This window comes from Massilia agrisoli (genome assembly GCF_020831365.1).
GTDB lineage: Bacteria > Pseudomonadota > Gammaproteobacteria > Burkholderiales > Burkholderiaceae_D > Telluria_A > Telluria_A agrisoli.
The window spans coordinates 1-25,877 of record NZ_JAJHPV010000010.1; the positions used below are offsets into that span (position 1 = coordinate 1).

The following is a 25,877-nucleotide window of genomic DNA, read 5'->3' on the forward strand; positions in this document are numbered from 1 at the left end:
CGGCCATTGGGGCCGCCATGCGGAAGCTTGCACATTTGTGCTTCGGTGTCGTCAAAACTGGACGGGCATACGAGGCAAATTTTGCCGTTCAGGCTTGACGATCAAGACGGTATCTACGAGACTACTTCTTCTGCACGACCACGCAACCGATCGAGTAACCCGCGCCGAACGAACAAATCACGCCTTTCGCGCCCGAGGGCATGTCTTCATGGTGCTTGTGGAACGCGATAATCGATCCGGCCGACGAGGTGTTCGCATACGTATCGAGAATCACCGGCGCCTCTTGCGGCTCCGCTTCACGGCCAAGCAGCGTGCGCGCGATCAGCTGGTTCATGCTCAGGTTCGCCTGGTGCAGCCAGAAGCGTGAAATATCCGATACCTGCAGGCCCGCGCGCTCGACCGTATCCTTGATCATCGCAGCGGCCATCGGGCACACTTCCTTGAATACCTTGCGGCCCTGCTGGCGGAACAGCTTGTCGGCCTTGCCCACGCCAGATTCGTCGAAGCGGTTCATGAAGCCGAAGTTGTTGCGGATGTTGTTCGAGAACTGGGTCTTGAGCTTCGATTCGAGGATCTCGAACTGGTGGCGGCCTTTGGCAGTCTCCTCGGCTTCAATCACGATCGCCGTGCAGGCGTCGCCGAAGATGAAGTGGCTGTCGCGGTCGCGGTAGTTCAGGTGGCCGCTGGTGATCTCGGGGTTCAGCACCAGCACCGCGCGGGCCTGGCCGCTTTGCACGGCCGACATCGCGGTCTGGATGCCGAAGGTGGCCGACGAACAGGCGACGTTCATGTCGAAGCCGAAGCCCTCGATGCCGAGCGCTTCCTGCACTTCGACCGCCATCGCCGGATAGGCGCGCTGCATGTTGCTGCATGCGACAATCACCATGTCGATATCGGCGGGCGCGCGGCCGGCGTTGTCGAGGGCCTGATGCGCGGCCTTGACGCAGATCTCCGCCTGCAGCGACAGTTCATCGTCGCCACGCTCGGGAATCCGCGCGGTCATGTGGGTGGGGTCGAGGATGCCGGACTTTTCCATCACGTAGCGCGACTTGATGCCGGAGGCTTTTTCGATGAAGGCGGCGCTGGACGGCTCGATCGCGGTGACGGTGCCTTCGGCAATCGCCTTGGCATTCTCGGCATTGAACAGTTCGGCGTAGCCGTTGAAGGCGGCGACCAGCTCTTCATTCGTGATCGAATTGGCCGGCGTGAAAAGGCCAGTGCCACTGATGACGACTTTTTTCATATCAAACTTTCAAATAGGGTAAGCCGGGGCGCGCCCGGCAGGTCGTGTGATTCTACACGCGGGGTTCAAGCCAGGCATAGAAAACTGCTGCTCTTTGGAGGAGACATTCGAACCGCGCGCGGCTCAAGAAATTGCCGTGCGAGAATAGTTGACCAAACGCATATTTTGATAATCATTCGTCTATAATTCCCTGTTATTTCGTGCTGGCGGTCCGCCACGCGCGAGCCAGCCGGCACTTTCCCATTTAGGCGCAGCGAAACATGACTGACAAGTCGCACAACAAGACCGTATTGATGATCGCACTGGAAGTGCCTCCTGCTCGGAGTGCCGGAGTGCAACGGCCATACCGCTTCGCTGAGTATTTGCTGGAAATGGGCTGGAACCCGATCATCCTGACCGCCACCACCGATGTATACGGCCGTTTCGACCATGAATTGCAGGTTCCGCCCGCACTGGCGTCGAATATTTACCGCGCCAAGGCGGCCGACATCAACAAGGTGGTGTCGATTGCCGGACGTTCGCCGGATTTCCTGGCCTTGTCCGACCGTTACTGGCCGTGGTATTTCAGCGCAACCAAGCTCGGCGCCGAGCTGATCCGCAAGCATAAGGTGGGCGCCATCTGGTCGACCTACCCGGTGCTGACCGCGCACCTGATCGGCCGCAACCTCGCCAACCGCTTCAAGCTGCCGTGGATCGCCGACTTCCGCGATCCGATCCAGTGCCATTACAACCCGCACTACAAGAACTTCAACGGACTGACCCGCCACCTCGAGCGCAAGATCGTCAGCTCGGCCAGCAAGGTCTGCCTGACCAGCGCCGAGTCGGCCCAGCTGTACCGCGACTTGTATCCGGGCGAGCCGGCCGACAAGTTTTTCGTCATCGAAAACGGCTTTGCCTCGATCGATCTGCCGCCGTCGGCGACGCCGGAAAAGTTCATGCTGCTCTACAGCGGCGCCCTGTACGGCAATGGCCGCGACATCAACGGCATTTTCCGCGCGCTGCGCCAGCTGAAGGACCAGCAGCTGATTAACGCCGACAACTTCGTGCTGCGCTTCCGCGGCAGCGCCAAGCCCGGCCGCTTTGACGCCGAGCTTGCCGCCCATGGCGTGGCCGACATCGTCGAATTCGCGCCGCCGGTGCCGTTCCAGCAGGCATTGGCCGAAATGCAACAGTGCTCGGCAAATATGCTCATCCAGGACGAGGTATTCCGCTACCAGGTTCCTGGCAAGCTGTACGATTACATCCAGAGCCGCAAGCCGATCCTGGCCATCTGCCCGGAACGCAGCGCCACGGCCAACGTGTGCGCGGCGATTCCGAATGTCTGGCGCGCGTGGAGCGACAGCGAGCTGGCCGCGGCGCTCGCCGACATCCTGAAAGGCCGGTTTGCCGCGCCGCTGGCAGCGCCGGAACTGGAAAAATACAGCCGCCGCGGGCGAACCCGCCAGCTTGCCACGGCGCTTGAAGGCCTGGCGGCAGCAAAACCATAACGTGGACGCATAGTGGATCAGCTTAAAAGTAAAACCCTGCAGGGCCTGATGTACCTTGGATTCGGCAAGGGCCTGGGGCGGCTGATCTCCTTCGTCAACACCTTGCTGCTGGCGCGGCTGCTGTCGCCGAAAGACTACGGCCTGATGTCGATCGTGATGGTGGTGGTCGGCTTTATCGGCTTCTTCAATGAGATCGGCCTTGGCAGCGCGATCAAGCAGCGCCTCGACATCACCAAGGAACAGCTCAACGGCGCTTTCGCGCTGGCGCTGTTGATCAGCATTCCGCTGTACCTCGCGCTGTACGCCGTCAGTCCGCAGATTTCGGCGTTCTACGAGCAGGACATCACGGCGGTGCTGCGCTTTATCGCGCTGACCTTCATCATTGGCGCCGTGGCCACCGTGCCTGACGCGCTGATGGCGCGCGACATGCGCTTCAAGATCTACGGCGGCATCGATTTCTGCATGATCCTGATCCAGTGCGTCGTCACGCTGGTGCTGGCATGGCTGGGCTACCAGGTATGGGCGCTGGCCTGGGGCTTTGTCGCCGCGCAGGTGTTCAAGACCAGCTGCATTTTCTACTTCAGTAACTGGCGGCCTACGCGCCTGGGCAACCTGGGCGCCGCCACCGACCTGATGAAGTTCGGCGCCACCGTCACCTATTCGCGCCTGACCTGGTACTTCTACAACAACGCCAAGACCCTGATCATCGGCAAGGTGCTCAACCCGCAGCTGCTGGGCGTGTATTCGATGGCGTCGACCCTCGCCACGCTGCCGTCCACGCACATCACCAGCATGGTGATCCAGATCGCCTCGCCGCTGTTCTCCAAGCTGCAGCTGGACCTGCCGCGCCTCGACAATGCGATGCGCCGCCTGACCTCCGGCATCGCGCTGATCGCCTTCCCGGTCATGGCCGGCATGGCGCTGACCGCCACCGAGCTGGTGCCCGTCCTGCTGGGGCCGAACTGGATCGAGGCGGTGTTCCCGCTGCAGATCCTGTGCGTCCTGGGCTTGTTCAAGTCGGTCGATCCCTTGATCACGCAGGCGTTTATCTCGATCGGCAAGGCCCACGTTACGGCTCGCTACACGACCCTGTGCGCGGTGGTGATCCCGGTCAGCGTGTATGTCGGCGCGATTACCGGCGGGCTGGTGGGCGTGGCGATCGGCATGGCGGTGTCGTATCCGCTGTCGTCGATCTACCTGTTCCGTTCGGCGCAGGTCCACCTCGACTTCTCGATGCGCCGCTACCTGCGCGCGCTGCAAACGCCGATCGAAGGCTGCGTATGGATGGCTTCCATCGTGCTCGGCTACCACTACCTGTCGGTTAGGGCCGGATTCGACCTGCCGCTGTGGCTGCTCATCAGCAAAACCGTGGTCGGGGGACTGAGCTACCTGCTGTTCCTCGTGTATATCCGCCGCAGCGGCCTGAACGACTGCTACGAGGTGCTGCGCGAGCTGGGCGTGTCCGCCAAGAAGCTGGACCGCTGGCCGTTCAACCGCGCCATGCCGCCCGCCTGAGTCCAACAACACACCCATCGGATTTCGCATGCAAGTGATCAAAGACATACAACACGCGTGGACGCTGCTTGAGACGCGCAAGGCCGACACCGCCTACCTGCCATTCTGGCGCCAGCTGCTGGAAATGGCGGCGCTGTGGGGCGTGCGCGGCATCGGCCCCGGCTATTACCTGCAGGCGCGCTGGTGGCGCCCGAGCGTGCCGTTCGCCGACAAGTGGGCGCACACCAACCGCAAGGAATACAACGCCTTCATCGACCGCTGGAATGCGCGGCCGTACCAGAAGGCCTCGCAGCACAAGGTGGTCGAAAAGGCCGTGCTGCAGCTGCTGGGCGTGCCTACACCGGAGTTCATCGGCTTCCTGCACCCGAACAGCGGCGCGCGCGCCGACGGCACGCCGCTGCGCGGCCTGGACGACCTGACGCGCCTGTGCCGCGAAATGGTGGGCCAGAAGGTCTGCTTCAAGCTGGTCGAAGGCTACGGCGGCGCGGGCTTTGCCGCGTTCAGCATCGGCGAGTCGGGCGGCCAGCCAGTCTTCGTCCATCCGATCAGCGGCGCCGAAACCAGCATCGCAGACTGGTATGCCAAGGCCTCGCAAGACCGCGACGGCTACATCGTCGAACACTACCTGCAGCAGCACGAGGTGCTGTCGAATATCCATCCGAACTCGGTGAACACCTTGCGCATCTGGCTGTACCAGGCGCGCGGCGAAGTGAAGATCGCCGGCGCCTTCCTGCGCGTGGGCCGCAAGGGCAGCCTGGTCGACAATACCAGCAGCGGCGGGGTGTTCTGTCCGGTGGACCTGAAAACCGGCGTGCTGCGCTACGCGGCCAACGCCAAGAACCCCTTGCAGACGATGGACAGCCACCCGGATACCGGCGGCCGCATCGCCGGCGTGCAGCTGCCGTTCTGGCGCGAATGCCAGGATGTGGCGGCGCGCGCCATGCAGGCTTTCCCGCATGTGAACGTGGCTGGAGTGGATGTGGCCATCGCCATCGATGGCCCGAAGATGATCGAACTGAATGTGCGGCCGGACCAGATTGGCTGCGCCCGCATCGACCTGCCGCTCAAGCAGGTCGACCAGTGGATGCGGGGCGGCTGAGCCCCGTTCCAGCTTGAGGCTTAAGGCTTCAGCGGCGCGGCAGGCTTGGCAGAGCGCTGGGCGACGGTGGTCCTGGTCTGGGTTTTGGACAGCTGGACTGGCTGGCCTTTCAGGTGGTTCAGGGCCTGCTTCAGCTGGAAGTCTTCAGTACTGCCATATTCCAGCGGGCCGCGCTTGCGCTCCATGGCGATGATGCGCATCTGCTCTTCCATCTCATCGTTGCGCGCGCTGGCGGCTTCCTCGTCGCGGTCGTTCGACAGGTGCTTTTCCAGGTCCGCCTCGCGCATGCGCAGGCCGTTCAGGCCATCGCCATCGGCATGTTCGTCCACCAGCAGGTCAGGCATGATGCCCTTGGCCTGGATCGAGCGGCCTTTCGGCGTGTAGTAGCGCGCCGTGGTCAGCTTGACGGCGGTGTCGTTGGTCAGCGGGCGCACGGTCTGCACCGAGCCCTTGCCGAAGGTCTGGCTGCCCATCACGATGGCGCGCTTGTAGTCCTGCAGCGCCCCAGCCACGATTTCCGACGCCGACGCCGAACCGGTATTGACCAGCACCACCAGCGGTACGTTCTTGACGGCCAGCGGCAGGCGCGCGAGCGCGTCGTTGTCGCTCAGCGAATAGTACTCGGCGCGGCCGTAGAAGCTCTGCTTCGAGTCGGGCAGCTGGCCATTGGTCGAAACGATTTCGGCATCCTTCGGCAGGAATGCCGCAGACACGCCGATCGCGCCTTGCAGTAGGCCGCCCGGGTCATTGCGCAGGTCGAGCACCAGGCCTTTCAGGTTCGGGTCCTGCTTGTACAGGTCCTTGATTTTGGCCGCCATGTCGTCCACGGTCGGCTCCTGGAACTGCGAGATGCGCAGCCATGCGTAGCCCGGCTCGACGATCTTGCCCTTGACGCTCTTTTGCACGATCTCTTCGCGCGTGATGGTAAAGGTCAGCGGCTGCGGCGCGTCCTTGCGCAAGATGGTCAGGTTGACCTTGGTCTTCGGCTCGCCGCGCATCTTCTTGATCGCCTCATCGATCGCCAGGCCCTGGATCGGCACGGAATTGATGCGGGTGATCAGGTCGCCCGCCTTGATGCCGGCGCGGTAGGCCGGCGAGTCCTCGATCGGCGAGACGATGCGGATATAGCCTTCCTCGCTTTCGGCGATCTCGATGCCGAGGCCGACGAATTTTCCCTCGGTGCCTTCGCGCAGTTCGCGGAAGGCTTTTTTGTCGAGGTAGGCCGAATGGGGGTCGAGCGAAGCGACCATGCCGGAGATGGCGTCGGTCAGCAGTTTTTTGTCCTGCACCGGCTCGACGTAATCGCTTTTGATCAGGCCATAGACGTCGGCCAGCTGGCGCAGCTCTTCAAGCGGCATGCCCGGATTGACCGGGCGCTGGGCAAGCGCGGAGAACTGCATCGACACTGCGACGCCGGCGATGACGCCCAGGCCGACAAGGCTGGTATTTTTAAGTGTTGAGCCCATGAGATCACCTGACCGATGCTAGATATTCAATGTGTTTGCGCTGAGTTCGCGCACGGACCAGTATAAACCCGATTGCCACCTGCGCGCACCCACCGCGCAAGCAACGGCGCCCTATGGCATGCATACATTGTGTCGTTCTGTATCGAAAAGTAAAAAACGGCTTCCGCGCATTTGCGGGGAGGTAACAGAAGCTAGAATGCCATCATCCCCCATCCCCGTGTTGAGCGGCATGCTCCACCTCCGCTTGCGGTAAAAATTTGAATGGCCCAATGAAAAAAATAATCCCCCTCGCGTGCGCGGCCCTGCTGAACGGCGCCAGCGGCTACGCTGCGGCGCAGGTGGCAAGCGAGCCCGCCGCCGCCCAGCCGGCGCCCGACACCACGCCAGCCACCCCGCCGGCCCCCGCGGCAGAGAACAAGCTGCAGCAGGTGACGGTTACCGGCACCCGCGCCAACGATACCGAAGCACGCCGCAATGCCACCGCGGCGAAGATGATCTTCGGCCGTGAAGAACTCGACCGCAACGGCGACAGCAATGTGGGCGAAATCCTCAAGCGCCTGCCGGGCGTGACGATGGGCGGCGCGCCGGGCCGGGGCGGAGGCGGCGTGCGCATGCGCGGGCTTGGCAACGGCTACACCCAGATGCTGGTCAACGGCGAGCGTCCGCCTCCGGGCTTTTCGCTGGAATCGCTGGCGCCCGACCAGGTCGAGCGCATTGAAGTGATGCACGGCCCGGTGGCCGAATTCTCCACCCGCGCCATCGCCGGCACCATCAACATCGTGCTGCGCGAGGGCTACCAGCAAAAAGACATCCAGCTGCGCGTCACCGACAGCATCGAAAATGGCCTGCACAGCCCCGACGTATCGCTGACGGTGCCGGGCAAGCAGGGCGCGCTGACATGGCTGCTCAATGGCTCGGTCGGCGTGCGCCGCGAGCGCGATGAGAGCTATTCCTTCGACCAGGACATCCTCGATAGCGGCGAGATCCAGAAGGAGCAGGAAATCTTCGGCAGGGGCGAGCGCCGCTCGACCCGGGTGCACCTGGGCCCGCGCGTGTCGTACAAATTTGAAAACGGCGATACGCTGACCTACCAGCAGTTCCTGATGCACGCCAAGAGCGTGGGCACCACCGACAGCGTGTTGGCGCAGCGTGTCGGCCTGATTGCGCCGGAATATGCGCTGTCGCAAGGCACGTCCGACTCCACCTCGACCTTCACGCGCGGCTTCGGTAACTGGGTCCACCGCTTTGAAGGCGGCGGCAAGGCGGACGTCAAGTTCGGCCTTGGCGGCGGGCGCAGCGAAAGCGACTCCGAGCGTTACCACTACAACGCCGACGGCGCGCTGACCGACCGCTTCTTCGACGGCGACGAATCGCGCAGCACCAGCTTCAGCTTCGGCGGCAAGTACACCAAGCGGGTAGGCACCGGGCACACGCTCGCCGCAGGCTGGGACATCGAAACGGGCAGCCGCAGCACCACCCGGGTATCGCTCGACAACGGCCTGCCGCAGTTCGAGGACTCCGGTTCCGACCTGTCGGCCGACACCCGCCGCCTGGCCGCCTTCGTGCAGGACGAGTGGGACATCAGCAAAACCTGGTCGGCCTACTTTGGCCTGCGCTGGGAAGGCATCCGCACCGAAAGCACGCGTGCCGGCGCGGACGTCGAGAACAACACCAGCGTGTTCAGCCCGGTGCTGCACACGGTCTGGCGCATTCCCGGTTTCGAAAAGGACCAGATCCGCGCCAGCTACACGCACAGCTACAAGTCGCCCGACCTGAATGACCTGATCGCAGCGCCGTCGTTCTCGCGCCTGAACAGCGCCACCCGCCCCGACCGCATCGGCAACCCGGACCTGAAACCGGAACTGGCCAAGGGCATCGACATCGCGTATGAGCACTACCTGGGCCGCAACGGCATCATCTCGGCCAGCGGCTTCGTGCGCAACATCGACAACCTGATGCGCCGCGAGATCAGCCTGCGCAACGGGCGCTGGGTATCGAGCCCGGCCAACATCGGCAGCGCGCGCACCAGCGGCATCGAACTGGAGGCCAAGTTCCAGCTGGCCGAATTGATGACCGATGCGCCAGACGTCGACTTCCGCGCCAACTACAGCCGCTTCTGGTCGGATGTCGAAGGCATTCCGGGCCCGGACAACCGGCTCGACCAGCAGGCAAAGCAAACCGCCAACATCGGCTTCGACTACCGCCTCAAGGCGGTGCCGCTGACCCTTGGCGGCGGCTTTAACTGGACGCCCGCGATCGAAGTGCAGACCAGCCTGACCGAGCGCGTAAGCACTGGCCCGAAACGCCAGCTGGACCTGTACGGCTTGTGGAAGTTCACCCCTGACCTGCACCTGCGCGTCTCGGGCAGCAACCTGCTTGGCGAAGACTACGACAGCGGCCGCATCGTCCACACCGGCGGCCTGTCGCAGACCTCCTTCACGGCCGCTCGCAGCTACCCGAGCGTGAGTGTTAAGCTTGAGATGAAATTGTAGTAAAGCGGGCAGGTGGAGACCCTCGCCCGAGACGCACCAAATGGCCACGAGCCTTTTTATCCAGACCCATAAGGACAATCCTGTGAAACGACATTTGCTGACAACCCTGTCCCTGAGCCTCATCGCCGCCTTTGCCAACGCGGGCGACGTGGCCAAGCCTGCCGGCCCGATTTCGGGCATCGACGTGCAGTACATCGACCCGACCGTGCGCGCGCAGGACGACTTCTTCGTGCACCTGAACGGCAAGTGGCTGAAGGCGACCGAGATCCCCGCCGACAAATCGAGCTGGGGCAGCTTCGCCAAGCTGCGCGACGACACCCAGCCGCAGCTGCTGGCGCTGATCGAAGCCGCGCAAAAGGACAAGGGCGCCAAGGCAGGTTCGGAAACCCGCAAGATCGGCGACATGTACGCCAGCTTCATGGACGAAGCGCGCCTGGAAAAGCTCGGCTACAAGCCGCTGACCGGCGAGCTGCAGCGCATCCGCGGCATGCGTGACAAGAAGGCAGTGCCGGCGATGATCGCCCACCTGTCGCAAATCGGCGTGCCTGTCCCATACGGCATCTATGTCGGCCAGGACGCGCGCGAATCGACCCGCTACGCCGCCTACGTCACCCAGAGCGGCCTTGGTATGCCTGACCGCGACTACTACCTGAAGAAGGACGACGAGAAGCTGGCCAAGACCCGCGCCGCCTACGAAAAGCACGTCGAGAAGACGCTGGCGATGGCAGGCGAGAAGAACGCCGCCGCTGCCGCGAAAGCGATCCTCGACTTCGAGACCCAGCTCGCTGAAGTACAATGGACCAAGGTCGATAACCGCGACCCGGTCAAGCGCTACAATAAGGTAGAAATCGCCAAGCTGGCCGAGCTGACCCCTGGCTATGACTGGAAGGCCGCGCTGGCCTCGGCCGGCATCGCCAACAAGGTCGACTACGTGATCGTCAACCAGCCAAGCTACCTGAAAGGTTTTAACGACATCCTGGCCAGGACCGACCTGGCGACCCTGAAGTCGTACTTCGAATACCAGCTGCTGCGCAGCTACTCCGAATACCTGTCCAAGCCGTTCGTCGATGCGGACTTCGCGTTTTACGGCACCACGCTGACCGGCGTGACGGAGAACCGCCCGCGCTGGAAGATCGGCGTATCGACAGTGGAAAGCGCGCTGGGCGAAGCGGTCGGCAAGCTGTATGTCAGCCAGCACTTCCCGGCCGAGCGCAAGGAGCGCATGGGCGTGCTGGTCAAGAACCTGCTGGAAGCCTACCGCCAGAGCATCGACACGCTCGACTGGATGGGACCTGAGACCAAGAAGGAAGCGCAAGCCAAGCTGGCCAAGTTCACGCCGAAGATCGGCTACCCGGACAAATGGCGCGACTACTCCACCCTCAGCATCGACCGCAACGACCTGGTTGGCAACGTGATGCGCGCCCGTACCTTCGGCTACAAGCGCAACATCAACAAGCTGGGCAAGCCGATCGACCGCAGCGAGTGGGGCATGACGCCGCAGACGGTGAACGCGTACTACAGCTCGACGATGAACGAGATCGTGTTCCCTGCATCGATCCTGCAGCCGCCGTTCTTCGACATGCGCGCTGACGACGCGGTCAACTATGGCGCAATTGGCGCGGTGATCGGCCACGAAATCAGCCACGGCTTCGACGACAAGGGCAGCCAGTCCGACGGCGACGGCAACCTGCGCGACTGGTGGACGGCCGAAGACCGCGCCAAGTTCCAGGCCAAGGCCGACGCGCTGGTCAAGCAGTACAACGCCTTCAGCCCGCTGCCTGGCTATAACGTCAACGGTGCCCTTACCCTCGGCGAGAACATCGGCGACAACTCGGGCGTGGCGATCGCCTACAAGGCCTACAAGCTGTCCCTGGGCGGCAAGCCTGCGCCTGTGATTGACGGCCTGACTGGCGACCAGCGCTTCTACATGGGCTTTGGCCAGGTATGGCGCATGAAGATGCGCGAAGCCGCGCAGATCGTCCAGGTAAAGACTGACCCGCACTCGCCAGGCCAGTTCCGCGCCAACGGCACGATGCGCAACCAGCAGGGCTTCTACGAAGCGTTCGACGTCAAGGAAGGCGACAAGATGTACCTGGCGCCGAAAGACCGCGTCACCATCTGGTAATCGCCCGCTGAAAAGCAAAAGCCGCTTCTGACCGAAGCGGCTTTTTTATGCGCGCCGTTTGGAAGTCCGGTAGGGCGGATAAGCGCAGCGCATCCGCCGAATCAACCTGGTACAGGCCAAAAAAAACCGCCCTGCGAGGGCGGTTTTCATCAAGCCTGAATCGTCTTACTTGGACGAAGCAACCATGTAATCAACGGCTGCCTTGACTTCAGCATCCGAAGCGGTCGAACCGCCTTTAGGAGGCATCATGCCTGCTTTGCCCTGGAAGCCCTTGATCGCGTGCTCGTACAGCACTGCGTCGCCCTGCTTGATGCGTGCGGCCCAATTGGCCTTGTCGCCCAGCTTAGGCGCGCCTGCGATACCGGCGCCGTGGCATGCTGCGCACGAAGCGTTGTAGATGCTCTTGCCGACGTCACCCGACAGCTTGCCTGGTGCGGCCGCTGCTGCAACTGCCGCAGGAGCGACAACCGGTGCCTGTGCTTCAGCTGGAACAGCCGCTGGTGCAGCGGCAGGAGCCGCTGCCGCAGGAGCCGCTTCAGCCGTCGCCGCTGCTGGAGCCGCCGCTGGTGCTGCAGGTTCCTTGAACGATGCGCCGCTCTGGTTAGCCATGTAGACAACAGCGCGGGCAACTTCTACGTCATCCAGGTCAGGGTTGCCGCCTTTGGCTGGCATTGCGCGGATACCTTCGATGGCGTGCTTGACCAGGGTGTCATAGCCTTGGGCGATACGTGCGCCCCAGCCGCCTGCGTCGCCCAGCTTAGGAGCGCCGGCAGCGCCGCTGGTGTGGCAGGCTGCGCAGTTAGCGGTGTAGACAGCGTCGCCAGCGAGCAGTACTTTCGGTGCGTTGACGTCTTTCAGGGTGAAGCCTTCGTCGGCGACAGGCGCGAGGCGGGCTGCAACTGCTTCAGGGCTCTGGCTGTCGGTGCCGGCGCCTTCCAGCGTGCCAGTGGTGACGAACGACACCAGCAGGATGATGCCGATGACAGTAACCAGGAAGAAAGCAGCGACAGCAGCTGCAAGCTGGCCAGGGGTCCGGATAGGGGAGTGGTGTTCGTTGTGTGCGTCGCTCATGATGTCCTTAAAGCAATTTTCAAACCTGCAAGGCGAAAAAGCCCGCCAAACCCGCGATTATAGACGTAAAGCACGTGCTTTGGAACGGAAATCAAGGGCCAGCACGACAGTTTCCATGGACGGCAGGTTGGAAAAACTGTATCCTTCGCCTCACTTCAGAAATTCCCCTACGCGGCTGTAGCTCAGTGGATAGAGTATTGGCCTCCGAAGCCAAGGGTCGTGGGTTCGATCCCCGCCAGCCGCACCATCTCCAGCATCTTTTCCTGTCACGAAAAGCCTGACGGCACTTTCTCCCGGCGTGGCGACACTAATTTTCGCTAGGCATTATTATTGACGTATTGTTAAAGCAAACGTACGGCAACAGGGATAGTGACCAAATGAATTTGCATGCCATTCAAGAACAGGCCTTGGTAACGCGCGCCTCCGCACTGGGTGCCGTGGGCAAGCTGCCGGATGGCGTCTCGGTCGACTCCTTCCTCGCTGCGGCATCGCGGGTGGGTGACTTCGACCACTACAAGGTCGTGCCTGTCGAAGCGCGCAACATCGTCAAGCAGGTTGCGGCGAGCGCCGGTGAGATCGGCGTGCGCGCTTTCCTGCGGGCGGCGCTCGCCCAGGGCGCCATCAACGCGCTTGGCTCCGCTGAACTGGGGCGCCTGCCGCCAGTGATCGCCGCCGCGCACACGCGCGAGCTTGGTCGGGTCGTGTCCAATTCCGACCTGCATGCTGAATGGCTGTGCCTCGATAACGATTTATTCCAAAAAGAGTTCGGCATCGTCAGCTTCCGCCTGTACGCCGCCGGCGCCCAGCTGGTCGACCCGCGTTGCGGTGTGCCCCGTTCCTACATGCTCAAGGGCGGACTGGCCGATGTGCCGCGCCGCATGCTGACCATGCTCGGGCTGGGCGGCTTCCGCCCGTTCTTCCAGGTCCATGCGCATGAGTTCATGCTGGACTTGCTCGACGAGAAGGGCAGGGAGGATTGCTACCGCGGCTGTATCGCGCTGTTCGACTTGTTCCCAGCCGTGCGCGGCATCATCGCCGGCAGCTGGTTCTACGATCCCGCAGTCACGGTGATCAGCCCGCGCGTGGCCTATTTCAGCCAGACGCCCTTGAAGCACGGCGGCCACGTGATGTTCGTCGAAGAAGCCGGTCAGGCTGCCATCGATGCGCTGGCCACGTCGCCTACCCGCCGCAGGCTGCATGCGGAAGGCAAGTATGTGCCCAAGACATACATGCTTATCTGGGGAAAGAAGCAGATGATTGCGTGGGCTGCAAGGCAGCCGCAGGTTGCGGTGGCCTAAGCCGGGCTGGCGGCGCGGCCCGTGACGCGGCGCAGGAATTCGGAAAAACCGCTCATTTCCGCCTCGAACTCCAGCATTTCCACGTCGCGGCCATCGAGGAAGCGCGGCAGGAAGTACACCTGTTCATTCTCGGCTTTGGAAATCAATCCGGGGATGCAGGTCGTCGCGGAGACCACGCCCAGCTCACCCAAGGTGCCTGCGGCATCGGCGTCGAAGCTGCCGCTCGGGTAGCAGTAGTGCTTCGGCACCGGCAAGCCCAGGCTTTGAATCGCGCCCGAACATTGGCGCAAATCGTCCTTCAGCGCCGCCGGGTCGCCTACCGGGTAGTGGTGGACGTGGCCGTGCAGCTCGACGGCGCAACGCTGGGCCGGCAGTTCGCGCAGTTCGTCGCCGGTCATGTACTGGAAGCGCCGCGTTCCCAGCTGCAGCTCGCCGGCGGGCACCGCCAGGTCTTTGGCAAACCGTTCCAGCGCGTCGACCGCCGCGGTGTTGTCGGCGCCGAATCCTTCGATCCATGCCGCGACCTTCTTCGCAAGTTCCTCGCGCCCGGCGCCGCTCGACAAATCATATTGCCCGTCAATCGCCGGGGTATAGCCGCTCAGCGCGACACTCTTGAGCGGCGACTTCCAGATGATGTAGCGCGTGGTGACGGTGGCAACCGGCGTGCCTTCCAGCACGTGGCTGGTGCACAGGTAGAGCGTGGAGGGCATCTCCAGCTTGTCGAGCACCGGCAGCAGTTCGCTGCGCGTCGAGTACCAGCCGTCGTCGAAGGTGATGACCGTCGCCAGCGGCGGCGCCGGGCGCTTTCCGCCGGCGCTTTCGACGGCTTCATCGAGCGATACCACATTGAAGCCTTTTTCCCGCAGCCATTTCATCCGTTGTTCGAAGGTTTGCCTGGAGAAGAACAGTTTTCCGTTGTACTCGCTTTCGTCGCCGATCGCGCCGCCGTGGTAGCAGAGAATGCGCAGTTGCGACTGGGTCAGGTAACGGAATAGCTTAAAGACGCCGAAGGTGCGTGCGGCGCGAAGAAAGCTGAGTTTTAACTGTTTCGACATGTGGGTACTAGCGTGGGGCAGGCTAAAAGTTTATCTGAAAAGAACGCAATATAGTTGTTAAATATAAACAATCGATTGACATGCCGGCCGCCGGCGCCGGTCAATAAAGGGGCGGTCGGTGACTTGCGTGTTTGCATTTAATAACGAATGATATACAGTTTTTGATAAAGGCTTGTTCCGTTGGTGCCTACCCGAAATTTTTCCAACTGGACAACCGTCTGACGAGGCTTCCAAATGAATAAAACCTTCCTGCTCATCGCCGCCGCGGCCGCCGTCACTGCCGCCGTCGCCGCCGTGTGGTTCACGCAGCCAGCTACGCCCGCTGTCCCCGGGTTCATTTCGCCCTCCGACGCAGCCCAGGTGGCGCGCGGCAGGATCGTGTACGACCAAAACTGCGCCTCCTGTCATGGGGCCAAGCTCGAGGGCCAGGCAAACTGGCGTCAGCGCCTGCCCAACGGCCGCCTGCCGGCGCCGCCGCACGATGTCAACGGCCATACCTGGCACCACCCTGACCAGGTGCTGGTCGATATCGTCAAACACGGGCTGGTGCCGGGCAAGACCGCGCCGGAAGGCTACCAAAGCGACATGCCCGCCTATGCCGGACTGCTGAAGGATGAAGACATCGTGGCGGTGCTCGCCTATATTAAAAGCAGCTGGCCGTCGGACGCGCTGGAGGCGCAGCGCAACATCACGCTGCAGCGCGACTAGGCCAGGGTGTTGCTGTTAGGTACCGAATCCCGTGCCGCATGTTGAACATCATGACGCGATGGGGTATTTTCCTTAGTATGTTTCTTTGAGGTATGAATTGTGTCCGCGCGTTGCCTCAACAGTTCGCGCGGTACAACGTTTCTTGTTGTTTTGTTGTTATCTCGATATAGAATGAAGGAATCTTTCTATCGTGCACGGCAGCCTGTCTGCCAGACGGTTATTCCATTCATTTAGTTGTTACAAGGTAAGCCATGCGAAACACAAAGAGCAAGAAACTCGTCGGCGCAACGATGGCCTCGGCCGTTTTGTTGATGGGCGGCCTGGCAGGTTGCAGCAAGACTGAAAGCTCGGAGGCCCTCGTTGCCGAAGCGAAGCAGTTCATCCAGAAAGGCGACACCAAGTCCGCCGTCATCCAGCTCAAGAATGCACTGCTGAAAAACCCATCCGACGTGGAAGCGCGCCTGACCCTCGGCGCCTTGTACAACGATACCGGCGACTCCGTGTCGGCCGAAAAAGAATTCCGTAAGGCCGCCGAGCTGGGCGCAGGGCCGGACAAGACGGTGCCTGGCCTGGCGAATGCCTTGCTGGCGCAAGGCCAGTTCCAGAAAGTGCTGGACGAGACTGCCGCTACCTCGGCAGGCAAGGCCGACTTGCTGGCGCTGCGCGGCGACGCCCACCTGGGCCTTGGGCAGGGCGACCTGGCCAAGCAGTCCTATGAGCAGGCCCTGCAGGTGAACCCGAAGCTGGGCGCGGGCCTGATCGGCCTGGCGCGCCATGCCCTGATGCAGCAAGACTTCGATGGCGCCAAGCGCCTGGCGGAACAGGCCGCCACCGAAACCCCGAACGACCCGGCCGTGTGGATGTTCAAAGGCGGCCTGCTGCGCGCCGAGGGCAAGGCCGACGAGGCGCTGGCCGCTTACGACCAGGCATTGAAGGTCAAGCCCGGCCATCGCGGCGCCAATATCGAAAAGGCGTACATCGAAATCGCCACCGGCAAGTTCGAAGCGGCGCAGGCCGACATCAACGCGGCCAACAAGGCCACCCCTGGCAGCCTGATGGTGTTCTACACCCAGGCCTTGCTCGACCATACCCAGGGCAAGCACGCGGCGGCCAAGGAGTCGCTGCAAAAAGTCCTGCGGGTCGCCCCGGACCATATGCCAAGCGTGCTGCTGGCAGGCTCGGTCGAGCATGCGCTCGACTCGATGCCCCAGGCCGAGCAGCACCTGAAAAAATACATTGAAACCGTGCCAGGCAACAGCTACGCCCGCAAATTGCTGGTCGCTACCTTGATCAAGCTGGGCAATATCACCGAGGCGCAGGCGGTGCTGGCGCCGATCATGCCCGAAGCCGACAAGGACCCGCAGGTGCTGGCGCTGGCAGGCGAGCTGTCGATGCATGCGCGTGACTTCGGCAAGGCCACCGATTACCTGGAGCGCGCGGCAAAGATGGCGCCGAAGGCGGCCGCGGTGCGTACCTCGCTGGCAATGAGCAAGCTGGCCCAGGGCGATGACGCCCGCGCCATCGCCGAGCTGGAAGAATCCACCCGTCTCGACAACAAATCGACCAAGGCCGGCACCATGCTGGTGCTGACCGAGATGCGCCTGAAGCATTACGACAAGGCGCTGGCCGCCGCCAGCGCGATGGAGGCGCAGCAGCCGAAAGACCCGGTGGTTCACAACCTGAAGGGCGGCGTGTACTTGAGCAAGGGCGACAGCGCCAATGCCCGCGCCAGCTTCGAGAAAGCGCTGGCCTTGCAGCCTAGCTATTTCCCGGCGGCGGCCAACCTGGCCCAGCTGGAAATGAAGGAAAACAAGCCGGAGATGGCGAAAAAACAACTGACCGCCTTCCTGGAGAAAAACAACAAGAGCGTCGAGGCGATGTCGGGCCTGGCCGAACTGGCCCAGCTGCAGGGCAAGACGGCCGAAGTGACGCAGTGGCGCGAGAAGGCGCTGGCGGAAAACCCGGACGAGGTCATCCCGGCTCTCTTGCTGGGCAGCCATTACCTGCGGACTGGCGCCAAGGACAAGGCGCTCTCCCTGGCGCGCAAGTTCCAGGTAGCGCACCCGAAGAATCCTGAGCTGCTGGACCTGCTTGGCCAGGCGCAGATGGCCAACGGCGACCGTGAGGGCGCGCTGGAGTCGTACAGCAAGCTGACCGGCATGACGCCGAAATCGCCGCAGGCCCAGATGCGCCTGGCGTCGGTGCACATGGCGCTGAACAACCCGAACGCCGCCGCGGACGACCTGAGGAAAGCGCTCGCGCTGGACCCGAATTTCCTCGACGCCCAGCTGGCCCAGGCCGAGCTGTCAGTGCGCAACGGTAAATTCGACGATGCGATGGCGATTGCCCGCCAGATCCAGAAGCAGCGCCCGAAAGACGCGGTCGGCTTCGTACTGGAAGGCAGCGTGCTGCAGTCGCAGGGCAAGGATGCGCTGGCGGTGCGTCCGTACGAGCAGGCGGTCGCGCTGGCCGACAAGCACACGCTGGCCAAAACCAAGCTGCACAGTGCCCTGGCGCGCTCCGGCAAGGCCAAGGAAGCAGACGCACGCCTTGCGCAGTGGCTGAAACAGGCGCCGAACGACGCCATGCTGGCCATGTATCACGCCGACACGCTGCTGGCCAACAAGCAGTACACGGAAGCGATTGCCCAGCTCGAGCCGATGCTGAAAAAAGCGCCGAATAACCCGATCCTGCTGAACAACCTTGCCTGGGCCTACCAGCAGGTCAAGGACCCGCGCGCGCTCAAGACGGCTGAGCAGGCGCTGGCCGGCGCCGCCGATAGTCCGGCCATCCTCGACACGCTGGGCACGATCCTGGTCGAGCAGGGCAACCCCAAGCGCGGCCTGGGCTACCTGCAGACGGCGGTGGATAAGTCGCCCAACGACGCCAACATCCGCTTCCATCTGGCGCAGGCGCTGGCCAAGTCGGGCGACAAGGCCGCGGCGCGCAAGGAACTAGAGAAAGTCATGGCCTCGAAAGGCTTCCAGAAGATGGATGAGGCGCGCGCGCTACAGCAAACTTTGTAACGACATGTAACGCCTGGTGGCGCGATGACGGCGACATCCCGTCGTTGCGACCACTGTAAGAAATGCAACAAACGATGCGATAGAGAATTAATATTTTTGCAGCATTGTGAAGTCGGTGATAGGATATTGTTCAGTTAAGCCTGTTTTTTTTGGCGCGCAAGTAACAACCCTGGAGTAGACCTGATGGAAAAGATCCTTGATGAAGTGGTAACAATTGGGTTCGATTCCGAAGGGCCGGGGAGCGCGCACGATAGCGAGCTCAGCGGGACACGTTCAGAATCATCTGATACCATCAGTGAGATGACGATCAACGAAAGAGCCTTCGGTATCCGCGTCGCAGATACTGAAGAAGGCCGAAATCACGCTAGCATGCTCATCAATAAGATGTATGCGTGGCGTGGCTATGCAGGAAGCCATCGCGTTGACGATAATCCGAACCGGATCACGCTGTCAGCTTCCGACAAGGGCGCCGTCATCGGTACGGTTACGCTCGGCATCGACTCGTCGATCGGCATCCTGGCCGACGAAGTGTTCAAGGACCAGATCGACCTGTTCCGCCAGCGCGGCGCCAAGGTCTGCGAGATCAGCAAGCTGGCCTTCGACCCCACCGTGCGGTCGAAAATGGCGCTTGGCTCGCTGTTTCACATTCTCTACATTTACGCGCACCATCTGTACCAGTGCACCGATGCGTTTATTGAAATTAATCCGCGTCACCGCCGTTACTACGAGCACATGCTCGGCTTTAAGACCCTGACCGAAGTGCGCAGCAATCCGCGCGTCGACGCCCCGGCCTATTTGCTGTGGCTCAGCCTGGAACACATGGGCAATGAAATCGACCGGCTCGGCGGCACCAGCGACAACCCCGGCAACGAGCGTTCCCTGTATCCCTATTTCTTCTCCAAGCGGGAAGAAATCGGTATTGCCAACCGCCTGTTCAACATCGGCTAAACTACGTTCGCTGTAGTTCCTTCTGAACAAACTCGCCCTTCAGGGGCTTTTCGTCATGATCAATCCCTTTTCCTATTCTGAAGCTTTCTCGCGCAACATCGGCTGGGTCACGCGGGAGGAGCAGGAAAAGCTGCGCGGCGCGCGGGTGGCCATCGCCGGCATGGGCGGCGTCGGCGGCATCTACGCCGTCACCCTGGCGCGCCTCGGGGTCGGCAACTTTCACCTGGCCGACTTCGACACCTACGACATCGCCAATTTCAACCGCCAGGTCGGCGCCATGATGTCGACCCGCGGCAAGCCCAAGGTCGAGGTGATCGCCGACATGGTGCGCGACATCAATCCCGAAGCCAACATCAAAATCTTTCCCCAAGGCGTAGATGCGGCCAGCCTGCCGGCCTTCCTCGACGGGATCGACCTGTATGTCGACGGCCTCGACTTCTTCGTGTTCGATATCCGCCAGAAAACGTTCGCCGCCTGCGCCGAGCGCCGCATCCCGTCCACCACGGTGGCGCCGCTGGGCATGGGCGCGGCGGTGCTGAACTTTTTGCCCGGCCAGATGACGTTCGAGGAATATTTCCAGTGGGGCGAGCTGCCGGAAAACGAAAAGGCCATCCGCTTCCTGGTCGGGCTGTCGCCGGCCGGACTGCATCGCGCCTACCTGGTCGATCCGTCGGCGGTCAATTTCGCCGAGCGCCGGGGGCCGTCCACCATCATGTCGGTGCAGATGTGCGCCGGCATCGCCGCCACCCAGGCCCTGAAAATCCTGCTCAAGCGCGGCAAGGTGCTGGCCGCGCCGCACGGCCTGCAGTTCGATCCCTACCGCAACAAGCTGGCCCATACCTGGCGCCCTGGCGGCAACAAGAACCCGATCCAGCGCCTCGCCATCGCCATTGGCCGCCGCCACCTGGACAGCCTGCTGCGCGAGAGCGCCGCCGCCAGCGCGCGCCAGGCCGCCCATCACTAGCCGGAACCCACCATGACCCCAGAGCACACCAGCGCCGGACGAGACCGCATCGTCGCCATCCTCGAAAAAGCCAAATGGGCGCCCAGCGGCGACAATGACCAGCCGTGGCGCTTCGAAATCCTTGACGGTTCGCGGGTGCGGGTGCACTGCAGCGACACCAGCGACCATTGCGTGTACGACCTGGAAGGCTGGCCGAGCCAGATCGCCATCGGTGCCATGCTCGAGACCATGGCCATCGCGGCCACCGCGCATGGCCTGGCTACCGACGTGCGCCGCTGCGAAGGCTGCAGCGACAAGGACCCGGTGTTCGACGTGCGCTTTACCGCGCAGCCCGGGCTGGCGCCCGACCCCTTGATTGCCGCCATCGAGGTGCGCAGCGTGCAGCGCCGCCCGATGAGCCGGCGCGCGCTGACTGCGGCGGAAAAGCAGGCGCTCGAGCAGGCCGTCGGCGCCGGCTACCAGGTCCAGTGGATCGAGGGCGGCGCGCGCATGGACGCGGCCCGGCTGATGTACAACAACGCCCGCCTGCGCCTCCTGATGCCGGAAGCGTACAAGGTCCACAAGCGCATCATCAAGTGGGGCAAGGTCACCTCCGAGTGGGGCGTGCCCGACCAGGCGCTGGGCGTCGACAACATGACGATCCACCTGATGAAATGGGCTATGGTCAGCTGGGACCGCCTCAAGCGCATGAATACCCTGATGGGAACCTGGGCGCCGCGCCTGCAGATGGACCTGGTCCCGGGCCTGGCCTGCGCGGCCCACTTCGTGATCCGCGCCAAGGTACAGCCGGCATCGGTGGCCGACTACGTCGCCGCCGGCCGCGCCATGCAGCGCTTCTGGCTCACGCTCACCCAGCTGGGCCTGGTGATGCAGCCAGAAATGACGCCGCTGATCTTTTCTTCCTATGTCCGCAACGGCCGCCATTTCACCGACACCGGCAAACTGAAGGAGATGGCGGTGGGCCTGGCGGGCCAGTTTGACAAGCTGCTGGGCAAACAGCCGGGATTCCCGGTCTTTATGGGACGCCTGGGACAGGGCAAAACGGCGGTGGCGCGTTCGACCCGTCCAGAACTGGCAAACCTGATGCATAAGACAACACCCGGCCAGCCTGACCAACCCGCCGCTTAAGTGTGCTGGCGCACTGTCGGTTTACTTTACAGCCGCTCATCCATTCAGTGACATGGACTTGCGCTAGATCATGTAAGTCATTGAAGTTAAACAGATTGGGAAGAGCTGGCACGGTTACTGCTTATACAGGTTGGCAAGCAAGAATTTTAAGATTCCAGCGACATAACCTAATAAAGTAATCGGAGCCACAAATGATCAAATTCAACAAAATCGGCAAGCTGGTCGCCGGCGCAGTTCTGGCACTGTCGAGCTCGGTAGCAATGGCTGACCACGTACCAGGCCTGGCGTTCAGCGAGACCACCTTCACCATCAACCCAAGCGCTGTTGGCCTGGAAGGTTGCAACGGTGGCACCTGCACCGCGAAGTTCATCGATTTCAGCTATCGCGCTGAAGTAGACCAGGTCAGCACCAGCCCGTTCAGCGCATCGTTCACCGAAACCGGCGGCGGCTTCTTCGGCACCTTCCGTACCGACCTGGGCGGTAGCCCGGTTGCACGTACCGGCCTGGGCAACAGCTACCAGATGTACTTCGTGTTCACCGCTGCCGGCAACACGGCTCCAGGCGGCCTGGGCACCATCGACGGTACCTTCACCGCGTTTAACTACTCGGTCTACCTCGACCCTGAGTTCGATTCGGCGCTGACCGACCCAAGCCCGAATGGCATTAACGAAACCGTTGTCCGCACCGGCGGCCTGTCGGACGATATCGAAGTCCTGCGCGGCACCCTGGTGACCGGCGGCTTCCACATCGCTGACGGCCTGGCAAACGGTGACTTCGACGTCATCGCCAGCGCAATGGCAATGAATGGCTTCTTCGGCGGCGAAGCATTCGCCAGCGGCAGCGCACGCACCGACATCAACGGCGTGAACAGCCTGATCGAAGGCATCCCAGCCGGCAGCCCGTTCGCTACCACCACCGACATCACCATCGACGGTTCGGGTAACGCTTCGTTCGAGCCAGTACCTGTACCAGAGCCAGCAAGCCTGGCACTGTTCGGCCTGGCACTGGCTGGTGTTGCATTCACCCGCCGCGGCAAAAAAGCATAAAAAAAACCGCTGCGAAAGCAGCGTTGGTTGACTAGCTCAATCACTCAATGCCGTTCAGTCTGACTGAACGGCATTTTTTATTTGCGGCCCTGATCAGGACAGTCAGCCAGGTTTCGGGGAAATGAAGGCCTTGTGGAACAGGTGGCGCGCCAGCAGCAGCGGCGGCATGCGCAGCCAGTTCGCGCGGATGTACAGCAGCAATCGCGCCGGCGCGGTGGCGAAACGGTCGATGCTCGAATGCGCTGGCAACATGGCGTGGCCAAACAGCCAGTCCATCAATGCCAGCAACGCCACATTCGGGGCGTCGCGCCGGCTGTCCTCGAGCACCTGCGCGGGCACCTCGGTGGCGAGCAGGCGCTGGGCCGAGCGCAGGGCGTAAAACAGCGGCCGTCCCAGTTCCAGTTCGCGCGCGCGCGCGGCCAGGCCATCCCAGAATGCGCGGTCGGAGCCGAAGTGGCCCAGCAGGCGGTCGATGTCGACCAGGTCGCGCAGCCCGTGCTCGAATTCGCCATAGAACAGGTGGGTGGCGCTGTGCAGCACCATGTCGGCGGGCGCCAGCGTGCGAAAGCCGGGCTGGCCTGGAATCGCCACCGACGCCGCACGCAACTTCGCCGGCGCCGGGGTGGCGCGCGCCGTTTCCGGCAGAATCGCATGGTGGACGTCGATCAGGGTGTCGCGCTTCACGTTCTGCATCGGCGGCAACTCGTGCATCCATTCCCGGTAGTAGCGCTGGTCGTAGGCGTCGGTGTGCGTGCCTACCCAGCCATGCATCATCAGGGCCGCCTCGACTTCGCCGAGCCGGTCCTTGGGCACCATGATGTCGATGTCCGAAAACATCCGGCCCTCGGCCGGCGGCAGGGCGGCCGCCGCATAGGCCGCGCCCTTGAGCAGGATAGGCTGCAGGCCCAGGCCGTCGAGCGCGCGCCGGATCTGTTCGACTTCCCAGTGCACCGCGCGGCGGTGGCGGGCGGCGAGGGTGTGCGACCAGTCGAGGTGGGTGCGCACCTGCGGCGGCACGGCGTCCAGCATGCCGCCTTCCGCGAGCATCGCGCGCAGGCGGTTGACCAGGCGGGCGCTGCCTGCCTGGCGCAGCAGCAAATCCCAGTCGGCAAGCGTCAGCCCGGCCATCATGCCGGGTTGGCGCAGCGCTTCGACCACCAGCGGCAGCCTCACGCCGGCTCCCCGGCCAGCGCGGCAAACGCCGCTAACGCATCGTCCAGCTTGCTGTAATTGAAGCTGTAGCAGCCCGAGCGGTCGATCACGCCGGCCATGGCGTCGAAGCCGGCCTGCCCAAGCACGGTGTAGTTGAAGGCGTTGGCGGCCAGCTGCATGAATGCGCCGGCGCGGCCCATCGGCGCCAGCCGGGGCGCTGCGCCCGCTTCGTATTTCGGGAAGATCACCCAGGCGGGGATCGCCGGTTCGCCGGCCCGCGCCACGCTGGCGGCCGGGGCCTTGAGGTGGGCCACCGTGCCCTTGACGGTGTCGTGCACCAGGCGGCTGAATACGGTGCCTTCCACATAGTCGCGGATGATGCCGATCGACGCGTTTTTCAGGCTGATCGGCCGCGGCAGCGGCTCGACCAGCCCGTCTTCCAGGCGGATCATCGCCAGCTCATCGGACAGCAGGCGCCAGCCATTGTGCACAAGCGCGGCGCACAAGGTGCTTTTGCCGGAGCCGGGCGGGGCCGGCAGGATCGCGGCGCGGCCATCCCTTTCGACCACGGCCGCGTGGATGACCAGGTAACTGTGGGCGCGGCTCGACACGCACCAGTTCAGGCCCCATTCGAACATCGGGAAGGCCTGGTCGAGCGGCAGCGGGCGGAACATCGAACCGCCGTCGTATTCGAACTTCACCTGGGGACGGAACCAGCGGCGCAGGCCGCGCGGGCGGGTCAGGGCAACATGGAAGTCGGCAAACTGCGCATCGTCGCGCAGGGGATAGTCGGCGTACAGCAAGGCGATGCCGTCGGCGACCTCGCGGATCGGGCTGGACAGGCGGGTGACAAAAGCGCCTGTCTGCAGGCAAAGGCCGGGGCCGGCCATGCGTTTGCCGAGTTCCGCCCTGGTCAGGGATGCTACGGTCAGCATGGCGCCGCTTCCACCAGCGACAGCGCAAGCAGGTCGGACAGCATGGCGGGAATATCGCCGGCTTCCTGGTCGTCCAGGCCGAGGGTGGCGCGCAGGCGCGCGGTGACTGTGGCCGTATCGCCCGGCTGGGCAGCCACGGCGAGCAGCAGTTGCATCTCGCCCTCGCCCAGCAGGTGGGTGTCGCCGGACAAGTTATTAAATACGACGAACCCGTCTTCCCAGGCCCGGTGTTGCAGGGCCTGGCCGGGCGGAACCCGCCAGATGCGCTCGTTCACTGCTCGATGGTGTCCATCGTTCCCTGGAAGTACTCGACGACGTCTGCGTGATACCAGTTGACGCCTGCGGTCGGGCTGTACGAGCCGCGGCGGCTCAGGTCATTCCAGATGTTTTGCAGCATCGGCACGGACAGGAAGTTGATCTTGCCCGACAGGACATTCAGGTAGCTGGCGACCAGGTGGCGGCCGATGCCCTCGGCATCCCATTTTTTCGGATCGAGGATGTCCGCCATGGTGACGGCGTTGTAGGGCGAATCGACCGGGCAGGAGAACACGCTGCCGAAGGTTTTCTGGCGGTCGCATGGCCAGCCGTTGTGGGTTTTCCAGTAGCCAGGGGAGCGGCCTTCGCAAGCCAGCACGGTGCCTGGAACGCGGCTTTGCAGCCCGCCCGACAGCGAGCCCGACGGTGCGGTGCAGATGTCGACCGCCATGCCGGCCTTGCTGGAGATGGTGACGAGGGCGGCCGAGGCGCCGATGCCGGCGCGGGCGAATCGGCGGCGCGCCGCACCGCGTGCGCTGATCTGGGATGGCGTTGGCTCGGCGGCTTGCTGGTCTTGAGTGGTCACGTCAAATCCTCGAAAAAATTCTGGCCGGGCGCACCGGCATGCGTTGGGCCTGCGCGAAGCGCAGGTAAAGGACTCCAAGCAATATTCATTCCACTTGGAAATACTTCAGCGTGAATTGCTTTGCAAATCAAACACTTATGCTGCGCTGGCGCAAATCCGCCGTCGCTCAGTCTTGATATGACGCAAAGGTTTGTAAGGTATCTCGACAGTGCGCGTGCCGATCATGACACAGGACAGCAGGGAACAGCGTGCTGATTTGCCGAAATACAACGCTGTCG

Annotated in this window: 20 protein-coding genes and 1 tRNA gene; 13 read left to right on the top strand and 8 right to left on the bottom strand. The window is 62.9% G+C overall.

The genetic code is table 11. The features are described from left to right. Positions 1 to 121: 121 nt before the first annotated feature. Positions 122 to 1,243 (bottom strand): beta-ketoacyl-ACP synthase III, encoded by a 1,122-nt coding sequence (locus LMJ30_RS06520; RefSeq protein ID WP_229431533.1) that lies wholly within the window; start codon positions 1,241 to 1,243, stop codon positions 122 to 124. A gap of 260 nt (positions 1,244 to 1,503) precedes the next feature. Between LMJ30_RS06520 and LMJ30_RS06525 the strand changes: the two genes are divergently transcribed. From LMJ30_RS06525 to LMJ30_RS06535, 3 genes are read left to right on the top strand one after another with little or no spacing between them, the layout of a single operon-like run. Further along, a complete protein-coding gene (locus LMJ30_RS06525) occupies positions 1,504 to 2,730 on the top strand; it encodes a glycosyltransferase family protein (RefSeq protein ID WP_229431534.1) in 1,227 nt (408 codons plus the stop codon). A gap of 12 nt (positions 2,731 to 2,742) precedes the next feature. Continuing rightward, positions 2,743 to 4,245, top strand: coding sequence for a lipopolysaccharide biosynthesis protein (locus LMJ30_RS06530; protein WP_229431535.1), 1,503 nt, complete (start codon positions 2,743 to 2,745; stop codon positions 4,243 to 4,245). A gap of 28 nt (positions 4,246 to 4,273) precedes the next feature. Next, positions 4,274 to 5,344 carry a sugar-transfer associated ATP-grasp domain-containing protein gene (locus LMJ30_RS06535; RefSeq protein ID WP_229431536.1) on the top strand — a complete coding sequence of 357 codons (1,071 nt, stop codon included), beginning with the start codon at positions 4,274 to 4,276 and terminating at the stop codon, positions 5,342 to 5,344. Between the two features lie 20 nt (positions 5,345 to 5,364). Here LMJ30_RS06535 and LMJ30_RS06540 read toward each other — a convergent pair whose 3' ends face one another. Then, positions 5,365 to 6,810, bottom strand: a complete 1,446-nt coding sequence (locus LMJ30_RS06540; RefSeq protein ID WP_229431537.1) for a S41 family peptidase — start codon at positions 6,808 to 6,810, stop codon at positions 5,365 to 5,367. 269 nt (positions 6,811 to 7,079) lie between these two features. Between LMJ30_RS06540 and LMJ30_RS06545 the strand changes: the two genes are divergently transcribed. Then, positions 7,080 to 9,302: a TonB-dependent receptor plug domain-containing protein gene (locus LMJ30_RS06545; protein ID WP_229431538.1), complete on the top strand. Its 2,223-nt coding sequence runs from the start codon at positions 7,080 to 7,082 to the stop codon at positions 9,300 to 9,302. A gap of 82 nt (positions 9,303 to 9,384) precedes the next feature. After that, entirely contained in the window at positions 9,385 to 11,427 is a 2,043-nt protein-coding gene (locus tag LMJ30_RS06550; protein WP_229431539.1) for a M13 family metallopeptidase, read from the top strand. A 165-nt stretch (positions 11,428 to 11,592) separates the two neighbouring features. On the opposite strand, the gene LMJ30_RS06555 is transcribed toward LMJ30_RS06550, so the two are convergent. Then, positions 11,593 to 12,498, bottom strand: a complete 906-nt coding sequence (locus LMJ30_RS06555) for a c-type cytochrome (RefSeq protein ID WP_229431540.1) — start codon at positions 12,496 to 12,498, stop codon at positions 11,593 to 11,595. Between the two features lie 171 nt (positions 12,499 to 12,669). Between LMJ30_RS06555 and LMJ30_RS06560 the strand changes: the two genes are divergently transcribed. Beyond that, positions 12,670 to 12,745 (top strand) — tRNA-Arg (locus LMJ30_RS06560). Positions 12,746 to 12,905: 160 nt separating this feature from the next. Then, complete coding sequence (locus tag LMJ30_RS06565; RefSeq protein ID WP_229431541.1) at positions 12,906 to 13,796, top strand: hypothetical protein; 891 nt, start codon at positions 12,906 to 12,908, stop codon at positions 13,794 to 13,796. Here LMJ30_RS06565 and LMJ30_RS06570 read toward each other — a convergent pair. Further along, a complete protein-coding gene (locus tag LMJ30_RS06570) occupies positions 13,793 to 14,851 on the bottom strand; it encodes a polysaccharide deacetylase family protein (RefSeq protein ID WP_229431542.1) in 1,059 nt (352 codons plus the stop codon). The two genes, LMJ30_RS06565 and LMJ30_RS06570, sit on opposite strands and share 4 nt — an antisense overlap. 234 nt (positions 14,852 to 15,085) lie before the next feature. Here LMJ30_RS06570 and LMJ30_RS06575 point away from each other — a divergent pair, with 234 nt between their 5' ends. The 6 genes from LMJ30_RS06575 to pepA all read left to right on the top strand — a co-directional run bounded on the left by LMJ30_RS06575 (position 15,086) and on the right by pepA (position 22,671). Then, positions 15,086 to 15,559, top strand: a complete 474-nt coding sequence (locus tag LMJ30_RS06575) for a c-type cytochrome (protein ID WP_229431543.1) — start codon at positions 15,086 to 15,088, stop codon at positions 15,557 to 15,559. 251 nt (positions 15,560 to 15,810) lie between these two features. Continuing rightward, positions 15,811 to 18,585, top strand: a complete 2,775-nt coding sequence (gene prsT / locus LMJ30_RS06580; RefSeq protein WP_229431544.1) for an XrtA/PEP-CTERM system TPR-repeat protein PrsT — start codon at positions 15,811 to 15,813, stop codon at positions 18,583 to 18,585. Between the two features lie 183 nt (positions 18,586 to 18,768). Further along, entirely contained in the window at positions 18,769 to 19,533 is a 765-nt protein-coding gene (locus tag LMJ30_RS06585) for an N-acyl amino acid synthase FeeM domain-containing protein (RefSeq protein WP_229431545.1), read from the top strand. Positions 19,534 to 19,588: 55 nt separating this feature from the next. Continuing rightward, on the top strand, positions 19,589 to 20,497 hold the full coding sequence (locus LMJ30_RS06590; protein ID WP_229431546.1) for a ThiF family adenylyltransferase: 909 nt from the start codon (positions 19,589 to 19,591) through the stop codon (positions 20,495 to 20,497). A 12-nt stretch (positions 20,498 to 20,509) separates the two neighbouring features. Continuing rightward, positions 20,510 to 21,625 (top strand): nitroreductase family protein, encoded by a 1,116-nt coding sequence (locus tag LMJ30_RS06595; protein ID WP_229431547.1) that lies wholly within the window; start codon positions 20,510 to 20,512, stop codon positions 21,623 to 21,625. 191 nt (positions 21,626 to 21,816) lie between these two features. Further along, positions 21,817 to 22,671: a flocculation-associated PEP-CTERM protein PepA gene (gene pepA / locus LMJ30_RS06600; protein WP_229431548.1), complete on the top strand. Its 855-nt coding sequence runs from the start codon at positions 21,817 to 21,819 to the stop codon at positions 22,669 to 22,671. Positions 22,672 to 22,773: 102 nt separating this feature from the next. On the opposite strand, the gene LMJ30_RS06605 is transcribed toward pepA, so the two are convergent. The 4 genes from LMJ30_RS06605 to LMJ30_RS06620 are packed head-to-tail and all read right to left on the bottom strand — an operon-like array spanning position 22,774 to position 25,599. Next, entirely contained in the window at positions 22,774 to 23,844 is a 1,071-nt protein-coding gene (locus LMJ30_RS06605; protein ID WP_229431549.1) for a nucleotidyltransferase domain-containing protein, read from the bottom strand. Next, positions 23,841 to 24,758, bottom strand: coding sequence for an HprK-related kinase A (locus LMJ30_RS06610; protein ID WP_229431550.1), 918 nt, complete (start codon positions 24,756 to 24,758; stop codon positions 23,841 to 23,843). The genes LMJ30_RS06605 and LMJ30_RS06610 overlap by 4 nt, the downstream gene beginning before the upstream one ends. Next, a complete protein-coding gene (locus LMJ30_RS06615; protein WP_229431551.1) occupies positions 24,752 to 25,033 on the bottom strand; it encodes an HPr-rel-A system PqqD family peptide chaperone in 282 nt (93 codons plus the stop codon). The genes LMJ30_RS06610 and LMJ30_RS06615 overlap by 7 nt, the downstream gene beginning before the upstream one ends. After that, complete coding sequence (locus LMJ30_RS06620; RefSeq protein WP_229431552.1) at positions 25,030 to 25,599, bottom strand: hypothetical protein; 570 nt, start codon at positions 25,597 to 25,599, stop codon at positions 25,030 to 25,032. The genes LMJ30_RS06615 and LMJ30_RS06620 overlap by 4 nt, the downstream gene beginning before the upstream one ends. Between the last annotated feature and the right edge of the window lie 278 nt (positions 25,600 to 25,877).